The organism is Lactobacillus taiwanensis (genome assembly GCF_017894345.1).
GTDB lineage: Bacteria > Bacillota > Bacilli > Lactobacillales > Lactobacillaceae > Lactobacillus > Lactobacillus taiwanensis.
In genome coordinates this window covers 888,646-903,397 of record NZ_CP059276.1, presented here as the reverse complement: position 1 = coordinate 903,397, position 14,752 = coordinate 888,646, and the positions used below count along the sequence as shown (strand labels likewise).

The 14,752-nt window shown below is 33.2% G+C and carries 17 protein-coding genes and 5 pseudogenes; 6 read left to right on the top strand and 16 right to left on the bottom strand.

Translation table 11 applies throughout. The features are described 5' to 3' along the window. Positions 1-2: 2 nt before the first annotated feature. From H1A07_RS04320 to H1A07_RS04310, 4 genes are all read right to left on the bottom strand, one after another. The gene (locus tag H1A07_RS04320) at positions 3-539 is read right to left on the bottom strand and encodes a DUF2785 domain-containing protein (RefSeq protein WP_244974176.1); all 537 of its coding nucleotides are present in this window, start codon (positions 537-539) and stop codon (positions 3-5) included. Positions 540-638: 99 nt separating this feature from the next. Beyond that, the gene (locus tag H1A07_RS10165) at positions 639-812 is read right to left on the bottom strand and encodes an RNA-binding protein (RefSeq protein WP_244974175.1); all 174 of its coding nucleotides are present in this window, start codon (positions 810-812) and stop codon (positions 639-641) included. A gap of 17 nt (positions 813-829) precedes the next feature. Continuing rightward, complete coding sequence (locus H1A07_RS04315; protein ID WP_210145444.1) at positions 830-1,291, bottom strand: HIT family protein; 462 nt, start codon at positions 1,289-1,291, stop codon at positions 830-832. Positions 1,292-1,343: 52 nt separating this feature from the next. After that, positions 1,344-1,739 carry a GNAT family N-acetyltransferase gene (locus tag H1A07_RS04310; RefSeq protein ID WP_210145492.1) on the bottom strand — a complete coding sequence of 132 codons (396 nt, stop codon included), beginning with the start codon at positions 1,737-1,739 and terminating at the stop codon, positions 1,344-1,346. A 155-nt stretch (positions 1,740-1,894) separates the two neighbouring features. Between H1A07_RS04310 and H1A07_RS04305 the strand changes: the two genes are divergently transcribed. The 5 genes from H1A07_RS04305 to H1A07_RS10535 all read left to right on the top strand — a co-directional run bounded on the left by H1A07_RS04305 (position 1,895) and on the right by H1A07_RS10535 (position 4,032). Then, the gene (locus tag H1A07_RS04305) at positions 1,895-2,350 is read left to right on the top strand and encodes a hypothetical protein (RefSeq protein ID WP_210145443.1); all 456 of its coding nucleotides are present in this window, start codon (positions 1,895-1,897) and stop codon (positions 2,348-2,350) included. Next, positions 2,347-2,904, top strand: a complete 558-nt coding sequence (locus H1A07_RS04300; RefSeq protein WP_210145442.1) for a GNAT family N-acetyltransferase — start codon at positions 2,347-2,349, stop codon at positions 2,902-2,904. The genes H1A07_RS04305 and H1A07_RS04300 overlap by 4 nt, the downstream gene beginning before the upstream one ends. Next, entirely contained in the window at positions 2,888-3,604 is a 717-nt protein-coding gene (locus H1A07_RS04295) for a GNAT family acetyltransferase (protein ID WP_244974174.1), read from the top strand. Before H1A07_RS04300 ends, H1A07_RS04295 begins: the two co-directional genes overlap by 17 nt. A gap of 70 nt (positions 3,605-3,674) precedes the next feature. Beyond that, a complete protein-coding gene (locus H1A07_RS10160) occupies positions 3,675-3,851 on the top strand; it encodes an RpiB/LacA/LacB family sugar-phosphate isomerase (RefSeq protein WP_235499896.1) in 177 nt (58 codons plus the stop codon). Further along, a complete protein-coding gene (locus H1A07_RS10535; protein WP_420889509.1) occupies positions 3,814-4,032 on the top strand; it encodes an RpiB/LacA/LacB family sugar-phosphate isomerase in 219 nt (72 codons plus the stop codon). The genes H1A07_RS10160 and H1A07_RS10535 overlap by 38 nt, the downstream gene beginning before the upstream one ends. On the opposite strand, the gene H1A07_RS10150 is transcribed toward H1A07_RS10535, so the two are convergent. The 6 genes and pseudogenes from H1A07_RS10150 to H1A07_RS04260 form a co-directional block, all read right to left on the bottom strand. Continuing rightward, positions 4,011-4,145: a hypothetical protein gene (locus H1A07_RS10150; RefSeq protein WP_420889508.1), complete on the bottom strand. Its 135-nt coding sequence runs from the start codon at positions 4,143-4,145 to the stop codon at positions 4,011-4,013. The genes H1A07_RS10535 and H1A07_RS10150 overlap by 22 nt on opposite strands. 7 nt (positions 4,146-4,152) lie before the next feature. After that, positions 4,153-4,595, bottom strand: a pseudogene (locus tag H1A07_RS04280) (PTS sugar transporter subunit IIA). Positions 4,596-4,892: 297 nt separating this feature from the next. Continuing rightward, positions 4,893-5,444 (bottom strand): oxidoreductase, encoded by a 552-nt coding sequence (locus tag H1A07_RS04275; RefSeq protein WP_244974173.1) that lies wholly within the window; start codon positions 5,442-5,444, stop codon positions 4,893-4,895. 82 nt (positions 5,445-5,526) lie between these two features. Continuing rightward, positions 5,527-6,657 carry a glycerate kinase family protein gene (locus H1A07_RS04270; protein WP_210145440.1) on the bottom strand — a complete coding sequence of 377 codons (1,131 nt, stop codon included), beginning with the start codon at positions 6,655-6,657 and terminating at the stop codon, positions 5,527-5,529. Between the two features lie 147 nt (positions 6,658-6,804). Next, positions 6,805-7,449 (bottom strand): nitroreductase family protein, encoded by a 645-nt coding sequence (locus H1A07_RS04265; RefSeq protein ID WP_210145439.1) that lies wholly within the window; start codon positions 7,447-7,449, stop codon positions 6,805-6,807. 63 nt (positions 7,450-7,512) lie between these two features. Further along, positions 7,513-7,965 (bottom strand): annotated as a pseudogene (locus tag H1A07_RS04260) (IS982 family transposase); the annotation flags it as partial. 36 nt (positions 7,966-8,001) lie between these two features. Between H1A07_RS04260 and H1A07_RS04255 the strand changes: the two are divergent. Continuing rightward, positions 8,002-8,801: pseudogene (locus tag H1A07_RS04255) on the top strand (ACT domain-containing protein); the annotation flags it as partial. Positions 8,802-8,860: 59 nt separating this feature from the next. Here H1A07_RS04255 and H1A07_RS04250 read toward each other — a convergent pair. The 6 genes and pseudogenes from H1A07_RS04250 to H1A07_RS04225 all read right to left on the bottom strand — a co-directional run bounded on the left by H1A07_RS04250 (position 8,861) and on the right by H1A07_RS04225 (position 14,679). After that, the gene (locus tag H1A07_RS04250) at positions 8,861-10,804 is read right to left on the bottom strand and encodes a M13 family metallopeptidase (protein ID WP_210145438.1); all 1,944 of its coding nucleotides are present in this window, start codon (positions 10,802-10,804) and stop codon (positions 8,861-8,863) included. Between the two features lie 148 nt (positions 10,805-10,952). Next, entirely contained in the window at positions 10,953-11,381 is a 429-nt protein-coding gene (gene lpdD, locus H1A07_RS04245; protein WP_057719143.1) for a prenylated flavin chaperone LpdD, read from the bottom strand. A 2-nt stretch (positions 11,382-11,383) separates the two neighbouring features. Then, on the bottom strand, positions 11,384-11,947 hold the full coding sequence (locus tag H1A07_RS04240) for a UbiX family flavin prenyltransferase (RefSeq protein WP_210145437.1): 564 nt from the start codon (positions 11,945-11,947) through the stop codon (positions 11,384-11,386). A gap of 12 nt (positions 11,948-11,959) precedes the next feature. Further along, positions 11,960-13,444: a UbiD family decarboxylase gene (locus H1A07_RS04235; protein WP_210145436.1), complete on the bottom strand. Its 1,485-nt coding sequence runs from the start codon at positions 13,442-13,444 to the stop codon at positions 11,960-11,962. A 134-nt stretch (positions 13,445-13,578) separates the two neighbouring features. After that, positions 13,579-13,993, bottom strand: a pseudogene (locus H1A07_RS04230) (ABC transporter ATP-binding protein); the annotation flags it as partial. A 78-nt stretch (positions 13,994-14,071) separates the two neighbouring features. Beyond that, a pseudogene (locus H1A07_RS04225) lies at positions 14,072-14,679 on the bottom strand (DNA alkylation repair protein). Positions 14,680-14,752 lie beyond the last annotated feature (73 nt).

Here is a 14,752-nt window from a genome sequence, read left to right as displayed (position 1 = left end):
CCTCAGTATTCACTATTAAATTTTTTCTCTACTATTTCTTTTACACTAGGATCAAGCAATGAAATAGAATTTAACTTTACATATATATCCTGCAATAATGATTTCAGATTATTAAATCGATAATATTCTAAAAGTTCATCTGAATAAGAGTCAAAAGTAAAAGTTTCAATCCAATTAACAAAACTATCAGAATTGATCTTATTTGCTTTAAATCCATTTACAAAAACATCGGCTAAACGATATTCTTCCCCGTCAATAAAACGTCTATCCACCTTATCCAACATTTCCTTAACAGCTAATAAAAAATCAGCTACCATTTTTTGATCAAAATTATCACAAAGTATACTGTCTGATAATGCATCTGAGTAATGTGCTACTGCATGCACCCAACCATATTTTGGAGAGAAACCAGTAAAATCATGTTCATTTTCCAAATACTTGATTAAATCTTCAAATAATTGTCGCTCTTCATTCTTATTTAAAACCTGATAGTAACGAGATTTTCTATCATTATTTGTTCGAATAATTAAATCCCACAATAAACACGTAAAAGATCTAGTTAGCGTTGCTTCTTTGCCTTCATTAATTCGATAAAATAAAAGATCTTTGTTCTCTAGTTGAGCTATTAAAAATCTGGCTTACTCCAAAGAAAATTTTTCTTTAAAAAATCCATAACCAAAACTATTGCATATCAGATCATCCCGAATTGAACCATCTGAATCTCCAATATGATCAAATAACCATTTAATTTCTTCATCAGTATAAGTGGCTTTATCATCGACTAATTTTCTTTTTAATTCTTCGCTCTTCACCAATACCACATTAACCTTTATAAAAATATTTTATCTAACTCTAGTCTTAATTTTTGTTTTAACTCTTCAAGTTCGGCATTTCCTAACTCATTGTTAGCACTATACATTTTTTCACGGGGATACCACCAGACAGGTCCTTTTCCATGATACCCATAATTCTCTAAATCACCTGAAACTCTTGGAAATAAATGCCAATGCAAATGTGAATCACCATTCCCCAATAATTCGTAATTCATTTTTTCGCATCTAACTGTCTTTGATACAGCTTCTCCGACTAATGACATTTCCTCTAAAAATTCAATTTTTTCATTTCCATCTAACTTATATAATTCACCTACATGATTTTTATAAAGAAACAAAGTGTAGCCTTTAAAATGTTGATTGTCTCCTAAGACCACATAACCAGTTCTAAGTTCTTTTACGAAAAACTTATTTTGGTGTTTTTCGATCATCTCAATGCGATCACAAATCAAGCACATATTTTCCTCCAGAGTGTTAATTATTTAAATATCAAAGTCTTTTTTAAGGCATTCATCTCAATTCCATCGTATCTTGTGAAAAAATAACTGGAAATTTATCCGACCATTTTTCAGTAACCGTCTTTACTGTTTTAAAGCCAAATTTCTCATATAGCGCCTTAGCTCGTTTATTGTTAGTAAATACATCTAATCGAATCGGTCGCTCTAATTCATCCAGTGCTTTTTGAATTAATGTAGTAGCTATACCTTTTCCTTGCCGTGAAGGATCAACATATACGAAGCTTAGATCTCCAGGACGAAATCCAACAAATCCAGCTAGTACGTCATCTTCAAATGCTAAATAGATCTTACATGATAGAAAACAATCTAAGTATGGCGCATCCTTTAATGGTAGAAAAACTTCTTCTAAATTTTCACTTTTAAGTTCTTGTCTTCGTGCACGATCCATCACCGAAGACAAATAGTCAAAATATTTTTGCTCATAAGATTTAATCTCTAGATTTATTTTTTTCACCTAACTTCTATTTACACTCATTTTGTTTTTATTTATTATTAATCTATCATAATTTTATATTTTTACAATAATGACTTGGAGATGATTGAATGAAAAATAGAGTTAAATATGTCCTTGCATTCGTTTTTTCAGTTTTTTGCATTGGTCTATTGATCTTTGCAGGATATTTACAAATTAGTGAACATAGATACAAAGGTCTCGGTTGGTATGCTTTAGCTATCATAGTCTTACTTATTAGTGCTTTTCTTTACTTGAGCAATGCCATTAAAAATACTAGTATTGCTCACTTAGATAATGAAGAAGACAATGATCCTGATCTAAAGCTGCTAGAAACAAAAGCAAAAGCAAAAGCCTTTGATATTATCAGTAACACCAGTTTTTGGTGTGGTCTTGTATTAATGATTGCCGCTTCAAGTCAATTGCAAGACACTCCACAATTTTCATATATTCTTTTCGCCATTTCTGGTACAACAACAGTAATTTGGCTAATCACAATATTAGTTCAACTCTTTTATGTTTTTAAATTTGGAAAAAGGATTAGATGACACCAAAAAATAAATCATTAACTTTAAAACCATTTAGCTTACATCACTTAAATGATATTTGGCAAGACGGCTTCTCAACCGATCAACCTGCATGGACCAAATTTAATGCACCGTACTTTAATGATTATCAAAAATTTACAGATTTTAAATCATTCAAAGAAAGTCCTATCGCTAAATTTTTATTAAGCGAAGAATGTCGCTGTATTACAGTAAACAATCAACCAATTGGTATGGTTTCAAAAGATTGGATTGATAAACAAACACGCTGGCTTGAAATCGGAATTGTGATCTATGACTCAAGCAAATGGAGTGGCGGATATGGCACAACTGCACTACAAATTTGGATTAATCACATTTTTCAAAATACTAATAAATTGGAACATATCGGATTAACAACCTGGTCTGGTAATCCTTCGATTATGCACGTTGCAGAAAAGCTTGGCTTTCAAAAGGAAGCTCAAATTAGAAAAGTACGATATTACAATGGAAAATATTATGATTCCATGAAATATGGAATATTAAGGGATGAGTGGAAAAATGTCTGTAAAAATTAAAAAGATTAAAAATAATCAATACATTGTTCGTTGCGATGAACAAGACATAGGCACTATTACTACCTACCATAACGAATTTCATAATAAGTATCTTTACCTAAAATTTAACCTGACTAAATATCCTACTTACTTTCCGTTTAATGAAATTAAACAAGCCGAAGGTCAATCCCTTCAAGTAATGACTGATTCGACTAATGCAGATTTAGTCAATTTATTGCTTAGAAATGACTTTAAATGTAAACGTCATTGTTATACTCCAAAAGTAACTAAAAACGATTTGAGGATAAAACTAAACTCTAACTATTCTCTTTATCCTTTTGATATTAACAATAAAAACTATGGAAAACTTTGTCATTTACTATATAAATATTATCAAGCAACGCATCAAGCCGTCTCTCCGTTAACTGTTTCTGAGGATACTTTTGTTAAAGAAATTCCTACCAAAACTGGCTACTATAGTAGAAATGAAGAAGGTACAATTGAAAATTTCGTTTTTACTGAGAAAAACGAAATAGCTTATATCTGTTCGTTTAATGAAAAATTCTGTGATCCATTCATTCAAGCTAGTTTAAGCAAATTGTTCAATAAGTATTCCTCCATTTTCTTTGAAGCAGACGATACAGATTGGGTAGCAAGTAGACTACTTAATTGTTTTAACGTTGATAAAGAAATTAGTTTTAATACTTATATTTGTGAATAACTAACTAGACTAGAGTTTTAGACTTATAATAAAAATAATATAACTTAGAAACTTTTGGAAAGAATTAAATATGAAACTCGGTCTTATTCAAGCTAGTTCTCAAAAAGAAAAGAACAAAACTTTAGAACATTATTTAAATGAAGCAATTAATTCAAACGATGAATTAATTAATTTCGGCATTTATCCAAATAGCAAGATTGAGTTATCCTATGTTTCAAGTTTCACTAGCAATTGCTTTATTAATTAACAGTCGTTCTTTAGACTTCGTCGTTACTGGCTGTATATCATGTCAAGGAATGATGGTAGACTGCAATCCTTTCCCTAATATCCAATGTGGCTATCTTCCTACCCCGCAAGATGCTTTTCTGTTTAGCCATATTAACAATGGCGATGTCACTTCTTTTCCCTACTGCATGGCCTTAAAATAATCTGGTTTCTTGCCAATCAATTCTAAAAATCGATGATATTGAGCGTCAATTTCAGCTACTACTTCATCTAAGTTAGTAAAATCTGGTTTGCCTTTAGTAATATCAGTATGCATCCCGAAATCAATAATTGATGAGCAAATCCTTATCATAACCCTTAACCAGAATCACCATTACCGTATCATCAAGTTTATTCTGCTTAAGCACATTATCGTCAACTGAAATCAATTTTTCTCCTTGATGAACATAATCACCTTGATTTATACAAGAAGTAAACCTTTTCCTTTTAAGTCAACAGTATCAATCCCAATATGAATTAAAATTTCCTGTCCTTCCCTATTTCTCAATCCTATGGCATGTTTGGTAGTAAGCAATGACATGACTTTTGCATCAGCTGGTGCATAAACATCAAAAGTTGAGCTTTGCACATTTGGTACAAATACCAACCCATCACCCATCATTTTTTTAGCAAAAACTGGGTCTTTTACTTTCTCTAATTCAATTAACTTTCCAGAAATCGGAGCAACAACATTTATCTTCTCTTTTTTCTTAAACAAACTAAACATTTTTAACCTTTCTAGTTTGCTCAGCCACAAAAAAACTCCTTGAAGCATCACAAACAAACCTAGAAATATCTCTATTTCTATTTATCGTTTGCAGTAATGCCTCAAAGAGTTACAATCCACGTTACAATTTGATATACAATTTGCATTTTTATAATAAAATAATTTTTTCTTTTGTAAAGTGGTTTCAGTAAAAATATTCTCCCACTTTAATAGCTTTACTATAATCCACTTCTTTTAACTTCTTCCCCCAATTAGGTCGATTCGTATTCATATCCATTACTTCGCGTAATCCCGGTGTTAATACTTGACTTTCTTCTTCCTGAGCCGACATCTTTTTATAATCTTATCGTCTTCGCCAGCCACTACTTTTGCTGAGAAGCTAGCATCAATTATCTGAGCTTTTCCAGCAGTAACTAAATCAGTATAGTTCAATGCATCTTCTGCATCGGCTTGATTCATTACATTCCCTACAATAATTAATTTGGTATCTTGTCCCATTACTGGTCTAACTAATTGGGCAAATGTTTTATTCGAATCTTTTGGTTTAGACTTATAATCTGGCAATGATAAATGAATATAATCAAAATCAAATTTATTTGTTAACTCATCAATTAACTTAGTAGCCTCATGCCAAGTATAACCAACGTTATCTGGATTAATTTCTTCTGGACTAATTCGATAGCCAATAATGAAATTATCAAATGCATACTTTTTAACTACCCCAAATACTGCGTTAGCAACTGCCATTGGAAAGGCATTTGCCTCTCCCCACTTATCTTTATGTTGAACCATACGGTTACTAATTACAGCACCATGTTTAAAAGTCACTTTACCTGATAATTTCTTCATTTTCTTATTCTTTCTTACTTTTTGTTAGTTCATAAGCTAATTATAGTTCATCTTTTCACTAACGTAAAATAAGAAAATTTAATTAAAACTTAAGTAAGCGAACTATGTTTTCCATTGTGCGACTTACATTAACAGGACCATCTTCCAAGGCCTCTCCAAGGCTGCAAGCACTGGGAAGAATACCGAATATTGCAGTAAAACCTTCACTATATAAACTATCAATTCCTTTACCAAGATAGCCAGCTAAAGAAATTACTGGTTTATGATATTTTTTACCTAATTTTGCTACACCATATGGAGTTTTTCCAAATTTTGTTTGAAAATCAGTCGCGCCTTCTCCGGTAAAAACATAATCTGCAGTTTTAATCTTCGCATCTAATTGCGTTACTTGAATTGCAATCTCAACGCCTTGATGCATTTCACAAGTAGTAAAAGCCATTAATCCTGCACCCAAACCGCCAGCGGCACCTGCTCCTGTCTTTTGTGCAATATCTTTGTCTAAATCTCTTTTAATTATTTGTGCATACTTATTTAAATTACTTTCAAGTTGTTTAACCATTTCTGGACTAGCGCCCTTTTGCGGTCCAAAGACATTTGAAGCTCCTTCTGGACCGATCAATGGGTTAGTTACATCACTCGCTATAATAATTTTTACATTCTTTAAACGCGGATCTAAGTTAGAAACATCAATTTTTACTAACTTATCTAGATTTCCTCCGCCCCAAGGAATTTCTTGATTATTTTGATTTAATAAATGTGCACCAAGAGCCTGCGCCATGCCACTTCCACCATCATTAGTACTACTGCCGCCTAAACCAATGATAATTTCTTTAACTTGATTATCAAGTGCATCTTTAATTAATTCACCAGTTCCATAAGTGGTAGTAATTAATGGATTACGCTTGTCTGTAGGCACGATTTCTAAACCACTAGTTTTAGCCATTTCGATGACCGCAGTTTTTCCATCTCCTAATAAACCATAATAAGCCTCTATCTTATTTCCTAATGGTCCAGTAACTTCTACGACAATCTTTTTTCCATTAGTTGCATCTACTAAGGAATCGACTGTTCCTTCACCGCCATCAGCCATTGGTACCTTAATTATTTCTGCATCTTCTTCTACTTTTCTAATTCCAATTTCCATGGCATCACATACTTCTTTAGCAGTCATACTTTCTTTAAACGAATCCGGAGCTAATACATACTTAGTCATTTCTATTTCTTACCTAGTTTCAAAATAAATCCACATAAGATAGTTGCGACAATTGTCATTGTTAATCCTACAAGGAGAAAGTTAAAAAGTAAATATCATAACAAAAGCATTCTAAAATTCAATCAATAATTTCAGAATGCTTTTTACCTATTCAAAATTTAAAACATCATCAACGGGATATCGAACTGATTTCAATTCTTCTACACTAGTGTCTGGCTTGCCAATTGCAATTCCCATCACCGGAACATATTGTTCTGGATCAAGTCCCATCACACTAGCAGCTTTTTTAGCATCGTAACCTGCCATGGCATTGGTTTCATAGCCATGTGCTCTAGCAACTAGCATCAATTGCATTGCAGCAAGTGAAGAATCAACCATTGCATCAGCAGTAAGCATTGTCTTATCAGCATGTTCATACAATGGTAAGAAAGTATTGTAAACTTCATCTAATTCTTCCTTAGAAATTCTCTTTTCTTCATACATATGGTCCCATAATGCACGATACTTTTTAAATGCTAAAGTATTGCCAAAAATTTGAATAATTGCACTTGAAGTATCAATTTGAGGATTATTGAATGGCATGTAAAATTCATGCAATTTCTTCTTTCCCTCATCAGTATCAACTACTACAAATTGCCAAGCTTGTAAATTACATGCAGATGGCGCAGTAATTGTTTCTTTAATCATTTCTCTAAGTTCTTCGCGAGAAATTTTTATATCTTTATCAAAGTGTCGAACTGAGTGGCGATTAAGCAATACATCCCCAAAATTATTATTTTCAAATTGAGTCATCAAATTTATTTCCTATATATTAGCGCTTACATATATTATCATAGACTAAAACTACGCGTGGTGCTAGTTAAATCTCTCTAGACAATGAGCTAAATTATATGCAAGTATGGCAATTTCTAGGCGAACTTAAAATCCTGTTAGACTACAAGCTCGATTATTTTCAGCATTATAATATGTTAAAAGTGAAAAATCACTTTCAACTGTTCTACGAATAGCCATTAATAGACGATTATTATGCTTCTTGGTCTCTGCCATATTCTTACGATAAGGCGTCCAAAGTATGTAGCCCATTTCTTTTAGCTGATTATGTAATCTTTTTATCTAAGTAGCCTTCATCTGCAAGGAGATAACGATTGCCTGGATGGGCGTCCTCATTAACTCAACTGTTTCTTTAGCATCATGCACGGAAGCTTTAGTAACTACATAATCAAGAATGTAACCATCGTCACTGACAATTGCGTGTACTTTGAAGCCATAATAGTAAATCTTCTTAGTAGCTTTATACCCAATTGAACTTTTTATAACTAAAACGATTTAACTAGCACTATGCGTACTAAAGTTACTGATCTCCTCATAAAATATGCAAACTTTGCCCTTCGCAAACAAAACTGTGAAGAAATTCAAGAACAAATCTACAGCCGTTGTGCTAAAATTGGAGAATATTTCAGCTTAAGTATGCAAGGGCTTAATGAAATCAGAGCTTTAATTAAGGAAATTCCAAGTTATAATTTTCTTAATCATGATTATTTGATGGCAACTTTTAAAGCTTATAGAGAATTTCTTAATGCTAAGCTTTTAACGCGATGATTATGAAAAAACAGGGTCTTAAAGTACGACTTCTTACGCCAAGACAAGCTGGATTAATTGTTACTGGTAGTCCAAACGATGCCATTGTTAATCCTGAAACCTACATTAACCTGCACAATCTTCAACTTGATCCGGATGAAAAAATTATCTTTCCTAGCTTTTATGAAATTGCTCCATCTGGAAACGTGGCTACTTTTTTGCGTGGTAGATCAGATATTACAGGGGCGATTTTAGCACGAGACTTCAATGCCGAATTGTACGAAAATTTTATCGATGTAGATGCTATCTTTTCAGCTAATCCAGCAATAGTTTCTAATCCAGATCAAATGCAGTGGATTGCTGATTATGCCATTACAATGGTAGTTGGTGAAGGAATGCGGGATAAGCTAACTCTTTGTGCAAGCATTCTTTACCCACTAGGTCAAAAGAACATTTCAATTCAAATGATTAACCAAGGTGCATTCCAGATTTCGATCATGATTGGAACTAAAAGACAAGATGCTGAAGAAGTAATTCGAACTATTTATCAAACATTTTTTAATTAAACTATAGTATCAAAAAAGAACGATGATTCACTTCATCGCTCTTTTCATTAGGTCTCTTATTACCAAATAGTAATTCTGTCTTCTGGATCAAGCCACATACCATCTTCTGGAGTTACATTATAAGCTGCATAAAATTCATCTTGATTCTGTGCTGGAATATTAACTCTAGTTGGTTGCGGTGCATGTACATCGGATTGTACCTCAGCCTTAATTGATTCCAGACGTTGCTTCTGCATCCAGCTCTTAGCATAAGTTTCAAAGAGATCTTTCATCTCTCCGCCTTCTGCCTTATTAGCAGCAATTGCACAAGAAAGTCCACTTAAGTCAGCAATATTTTCAGAAACAACCTGCTTACCATTCAACTTAACTGGACCATATTGTAAGCCATCGAAGATATTAGCAACTGCCTTAGTACGCTTGTTAAATTCCGCAAAGTCTTTCTTCGTCCACCAATTTTTCATGTTACCTTTTTCATCGAATTGAGCACCGTTATTGTCAAAAGCATGAGAAACTTCATGACCAATTGTTGCACCAATTCCACCATAGTTAGCTGCCCGAGATTGTTTTGCATCATAAAATGGAGCTTGCAAGATTCCTGCTGGGAAGGTTAAGTCATTCTTATAAGGATCGTAGCAAGCGTTGTTCAAGTTGCCTGGCATTTCCCAAATACTTTTATCAGGCTTTTTGTTTAATCTTTGAAGAATATCTTTAATTCTTTCTTGATTAATCAAAACATGGTTTTCATATAAACTCTTATTTGGATCGACAACTAGATTATCAAATAGAGCTCTGTTCTTTTCAGGATAGCCAACCTTTAACTTTAAAGCTTTTAATTTGATAATAGCTTGTTTCTTAGTATCTTCTGAAAGCCAAGAATTATTTTGAATTCTTTGTTCATAAACTTTAAGCATCTTTTTAATCATACTAATTACGTCAGCCTTGGCTTCTTCACCGAGATAGGTCTTACCATAGTAAATACCAATTACTTCATCAAAAGCCGCATTAGCTAGCCGATATGCATGCTTATCTTGAGATGGTAATTCTGGGACACCATAAACTGCTTGTCTAAACGGAAAGGCAGCTTCTCTAAAATCTTGAGATAAGTAGGTTGCACTTTTATTTATAAATTTAATAATCATCCAGCTCTTAAATTCATCAAATTCGCTCTCACTCAAGAAATCATTAATATGATTAAAGTAACGTGGTTCTGCAACAATTACCTTTTCTGGCATTTCAGGTAAAATTTGCTTTAAGAATGAATTGATGTCAAACTTATCAAATTTTGCTTCAAAGTCAGGCAAGCTAGCTGGATTATAAATCGCCACTTCATCAGCCCATTCTTCTGTTGACTTCAAAATCCTAGAAAGTTTTTTATCAAATTCAATACCATTCTTAGCCCAAGTTTTAGCTTGTTCTTCACTTATTCCAGCCATAGTAAGCAAGTTTATAGTTTGTTTTTCTAAGACAGAAAGTAACTTTTCAGCATCAGAGCTTTGATAAGCGGTAGTATCTGGCAAGAAAAGCTGTGGACCAGTTGCATATAAGGCATTATGATCTGTATCTTTCATATCCTCAGATACGTAGATATCAAATGGTAATTCGTAACCGCTTGATATTAATTGAGCTGCTTTTTGATTAAATTCTTCAAAATCTTTCAAAGAAGTTAGTCTGTTTAGATCTTTCTTAATAGGCTCAGCTTGATCCTTATTTCTCTTATCAAAATCAGCTGCCAACTTGTAATAATTGATCGCTTTATCAAAGTTTGTTACATCAGGAAGAGACTTTTTGCCACTAGCAAGATCTTCAAAGTCCTTCATAAGCTTGTTTTCAATTCGCATGTCTAGGATCAAATTGATTCCAGTTGAAGTTCTATCTGCTGGAATTTTTGCTTTTGAAAGCCATTCTGAATTAACTGCTAAATATAAATTATCTTGCGGTCTTGTATTAACATCTGGCTTAGTTAAATCACCTGCACCACCGCGAACGCTGAAGTATCTTCTCATAATTATTTACCCCATTTCTTTAATTAGGTAAATGATATCATTATTAAAGATATTAAGCTAATTTTTATTTTCTTGCTTCTAAGAGTTTTAAATCAAAAAAGTAACAAGAAAGAATCTTGCTACCGTTTATTTGTTTATAACTCATTTATTAAATTAACTTACCACTAACATCTCGTTTAAGGTGGGTAGTATATGTAGGATCTTTAAAATTAGCAGTTTCTTCTTGTACCCAAACTAAAATTTTTTTGGCAATCTCATCAGTCATTACAAAAGAGTCATCAATTTGTTCTTTAGAAATTCCATCAATATGAACTCCTGCGTTAATTACTAAGTTACCTGGCAATTTCTTCTCAATCTTTTCAGCTAAACGTTGAGCTAAAAAGATATCTTTATGTAATCTACCATCATGAGAAGCAAATTTAACCACGGTCTCTTCTTTCGTTTTTTGATCAAAGGTAACGACTCCACCAATATGAGGAATATTGCCACCAGTCAAATTTACTAATAAATCTTGATTGTTCAATAAGCAATCTGCCTTTAGCTGAAAACTCTTAGCGACTGTAAGCGTCTTTTTCAAGTCTATTCACCATCCCAACGTTTGGCAAAATCAGCTTTAATATCTAAACTATCCAAAACTTTCATCGTCTGATGATCAATGATGTCTTGAATAGTTTTTGGATGATCATAAAAAGAAGGAATTGGTGGAATAATGTGAACGCCCAATTTAGCTAGCTTAGTAAGATTTTCCAGATGAATTGGGGATAGCGGCGTTTCTCTTGGAACTAAAATTAATTTACGCTGCTCCTTAAGCATGACACTTGCAGCACGCATAATTAAATCTTCATCAAAACCAATGCTAATTCCAGCTACAGTCTTCATACTAGCTGGTGCAATAACCATTCCGTCAACTCTAAAAGATCCACTAGCAATTGCAGCACCTAAATTTTGATTGTCATATACAAAATCTGCTAAATTTTCTACTTCAGCTACAGAATAATCAGTTTCAAGTTTAATATTTTCTTTGGCCCAATTACTCATTACTAAATGCGTTTCAATGTTAGTTACCTTACTTAATTTTTCTAGTAAATCAATCCCGTAAATACTACCTGAAGCACCTGAAATTCCAACTATTATCTTTTTCAAAACTAATCAACCCTATTTCAAATACTTTTCCCAATCAGGGATTTCTTTAAACTTGGCACGGATAAATTGATCCTTCATATCAAACGGTACTGTTCCATCAACAATAGTCTTTGAACTCATTCCCTTAACACGAATTGATTTTGGATCATATTGTGGACGCTCACTTGGATCAAGCGGATGATTACGCATGCCTGGAATGCAGACAAAATCTTGATCTGCTTGAAAGCGTGTATTCATAGTCCAAACCACATCATTCATATCAAAGATATCAACGTCTTCATCAACTAACCAAACTGTCTTCAATTCCTTAAATGCACCAAAGGCCAAAATTGCAGCTTGTCTTTGAATTCCTTCATCTGCTGGATTATCCTTATAAATTTGCATAATAGTCATTAACTTACCACCACCTGCTGGAGGATTATAAACATTCACGACTTTACCGGGAATAGCCTTATCAACTAATTCTAAAATTGAAGCTTCTGTCGGAATACCAGCCATTGAAACATGTTCTTCACTAGGTCCAATAACAGATTGCATGATTGGATTATCTTTTCGATGAGTAACTGCAGTAATTTTTACTACATTTACAGCAGGATTAGCTGGACCATTATAGCCAGGAAATTCTGGCATCGCAAAACCAGAATCAGTATTAATATCTTCCTTGATTGTTTCATTAGGCATAATGTAGCCTTCAAGAACATATTCACTTCTAGCTAAAGCTGATTCATCAACTGAAACACCATCAACTAATTGAACTGGTTCTTGTCTTAAAGCTCCAGCAACGTCTAACTCATCATAACCTAATGGAGTTGTAGGTGGTTCAAAAGTTGCTCCAATTGTAACTGCTGGATCAAGACCAATGCTAATTGTAATTGGCATAGGCTTATTCAATTTTTCAAATTCTTTTTGAAAATGTCCGATATGACGACCGCCTGGCATTATATACATTCCAAGTGTATCTTTATCTTCTAATACCATCCGGTGAATAGTCACATCAGTCATCGTCTTATCAGGATTAGATCCCTTAACTAAACCACAAGTAATGTATGGACCAGCATCGTATTCGGTATTAGTTGGAGCTGGAACTAATTTTCTAATATCAAAATCAGGATCACTAGCTAAATGAACAACTTCTTGAGCAGGAGCATCTTTTTTATCAACTTTAATCGGATGAACTGGGTTTTCAACTGCATCTTTTAAAAAACGCCCCAGTGTCTTATAGTCATGATGTAAAATTCGACCATCACGCTTTCGGCTTGCCATCAATCCAATTAATACTCGAGTATTAGGGAAGCCCTTTAAATTATTAAACATCATCGCTGGACCTTCTTTAGTCGGTCTTTCGACAGTACCACCTGCTCCAATGTAGCGATAAACTCCAGAGATTTCTGCATCTGGATCAATTTCAATATCTGTTTCATGATAATCTGCTGGATTATCTTTAATCTCACGCAATACTTTTCTTAAATCCCAAGGATCTTTAGGTAAATCAGTCATATTAAATTCTCCTATTTATATAGTCTTTTCTTACATCATACGAGCTAAATAAAGAAGTTATCAATTCAATCTTTTAAATCAATTATTCCGATTTGGCATCTCAAACTGCTTTGAATAATTCCAAAAGTCATTTTCAATTTTAGTGGGAAGTTATTGATCCGGTTTTCAAGCCCAACTTCTTTTAAGACAACTTCCGCATCAAGCGGATTAGCTACAAGCTCATTTGCCAGCTCCACATTTTCTTTAGCTGTTAGGTTGGGTACCAAGTTATAGAATTGAAAAACAAAACCAATTTCGTTTCTCCGATATTTGGTTAATTTCTTGGCAGAAGATGTAGCAATATTATTGCCATTAACAACGACTTTCCCATCTGTTGTACTTTCCATCCCTCCTAAAATATTCAATAAAGTAGGCTTATCTGCTCCAGATGAACCTAAGATAATTACTAATTCACCCTGCTCAATATCGAAGCTAAGGTTTTTATTTGCCCAGACCTTAGTTGCACCTGTTCCATATTTTTTAGCAATTTCTCAATTCAATAAAAGCCAATTTATTCATCCCCTATTTCTAGTATTTCCTATAACTATATTGTATGAAAAATTGACTAATTATATGTACAAAAAGTACTTATATACTAAAAAACCACTTTGAACACGCAAAGTAGTTTTTCTGTAAATATTTACTTCCCTCTTTAATCGAAAGAGTTGCCATTTCAGTATGATGAGCTTCAATAAAGTCTCGAACCCAGTTTGGATTTATTTTGGAATAATCACGTAATGCCCAACTAATTACCTTATTGATAAAAAATTCTGAACTGCCTAAATTATTTTTTAAAATCTTATCTAATAATTCAACATTCATTTTATCTTTACGCAAAAGTTGATGCTCGATCGCTATCCTTCTAACCGTATTAAATTGTCTATCCGATCATCTCTTAAACCAAGTTTTCCAATCGGTTTAATTAAACTATCAATTGTATCCCACCATTACTTAGATTTTACATAATAAAAAATATGGTCAATGTATTCAAAAGTAAGATATTTTTCAAGTGCAATTAAATAATCACAAACAAAATATTGAGCTTCACGATGTTCATCTTTCCATGCTTGATTAAGCAAGTCCCAATCAATCTTTTTATTATTCTTTTCTCGTTTAATGAAATCATGATAACTTTGCCTGCGTTCTGGTGTTTTTAAGCCATAAAACTTAAACTTATTTCTTATATAGCTTTCCATTTGCTTAGCTATCTCTGGATCACTTTGTCTTATTAATTCCTGTTTTAACTCTTAATATTTATGTATTTCTTTC

Bases quoted from the DNA above. Each gene is read 5' to 3' on its own strand.
- H1A07_RS04315 (WP_210145444.1), bottom strand. From the start codon at position 1,291: ATGTGCTTGATTTGTGATCGCATTGAGATGATCGAAAAACACCAAAAT.
- H1A07_RS04310 (WP_210145492.1), bottom strand. From the start codon at position 1,739: ATGGATCGTGCACGAAGACAAGAACTTAAAAGTGAAAATTTAGAAGAA.
- H1A07_RS04305 (WP_210145443.1), top strand. From the start codon at position 1,895: ATGAAAAATAGAGTTAAATATGTCCTTGCATTCGTTTTTTCAGTTTTT.
- H1A07_RS04300 (WP_210145442.1), top strand. From the start codon at position 2,347: ATGACACCAAAAAATAAATCATTAACTTTAAAACCATTTAGCTTACAT.
- H1A07_RS04295 (WP_244974174.1), top strand. From the start codon at position 2,888: ATGTCTGTAAAAATTAAAAAGATTAAAAATAATCAATACATTGTTCGT.
- H1A07_RS10160 (WP_235499896.1), top strand. From the start codon at position 3,675: ATGAAACTCGGTCTTATTCAAGCTAGTTCTCAAAAAGAAAAGAACAAA.
- H1A07_RS10535 (WP_420889509.1), top strand. From the start codon at position 3,814: ATGTTTCAAGTTTCACTAGCAATTGCTTTATTAATTAACAGTCGTTCT.
- H1A07_RS10150 (WP_420889508.1), bottom strand. From the start codon at position 4,145: ATGCATACTGATATTACTAAAGGCAAACCAGATTTTACTAACTTAGAT.
- H1A07_RS04275 (WP_244974173.1), bottom strand. From the start codon at position 5,444: ATGAAGAAATTATCAGGTAAAGTGACTTTTAAACATGGTGCTGTAATT.
- H1A07_RS04270 (WP_210145440.1), bottom strand. From the start codon at position 6,657: ATGACTAAGTATGTATTAGCTCCGGATTCGTTTAAAGAAAGTATGACT.
- H1A07_RS04265 (WP_210145439.1), bottom strand. From the start codon at position 7,449: ATGACTCAATTTGAAAATAATAATTTTGGGGATGTATTGCTTAATCGC.
- H1A07_RS04250 (WP_210145438.1), bottom strand. From the start codon at position 10,804: ATGAGAAGATACTTCAGCGTTCGCGGTGGTGCAGGTGATTTAACTAAG.
- H1A07_RS04235 (WP_210145436.1), bottom strand. From the start codon at position 13,444: ATGACTGATTTACCTAAAGATCCTTGGGATTTAAGAAAAGTATTGCGT.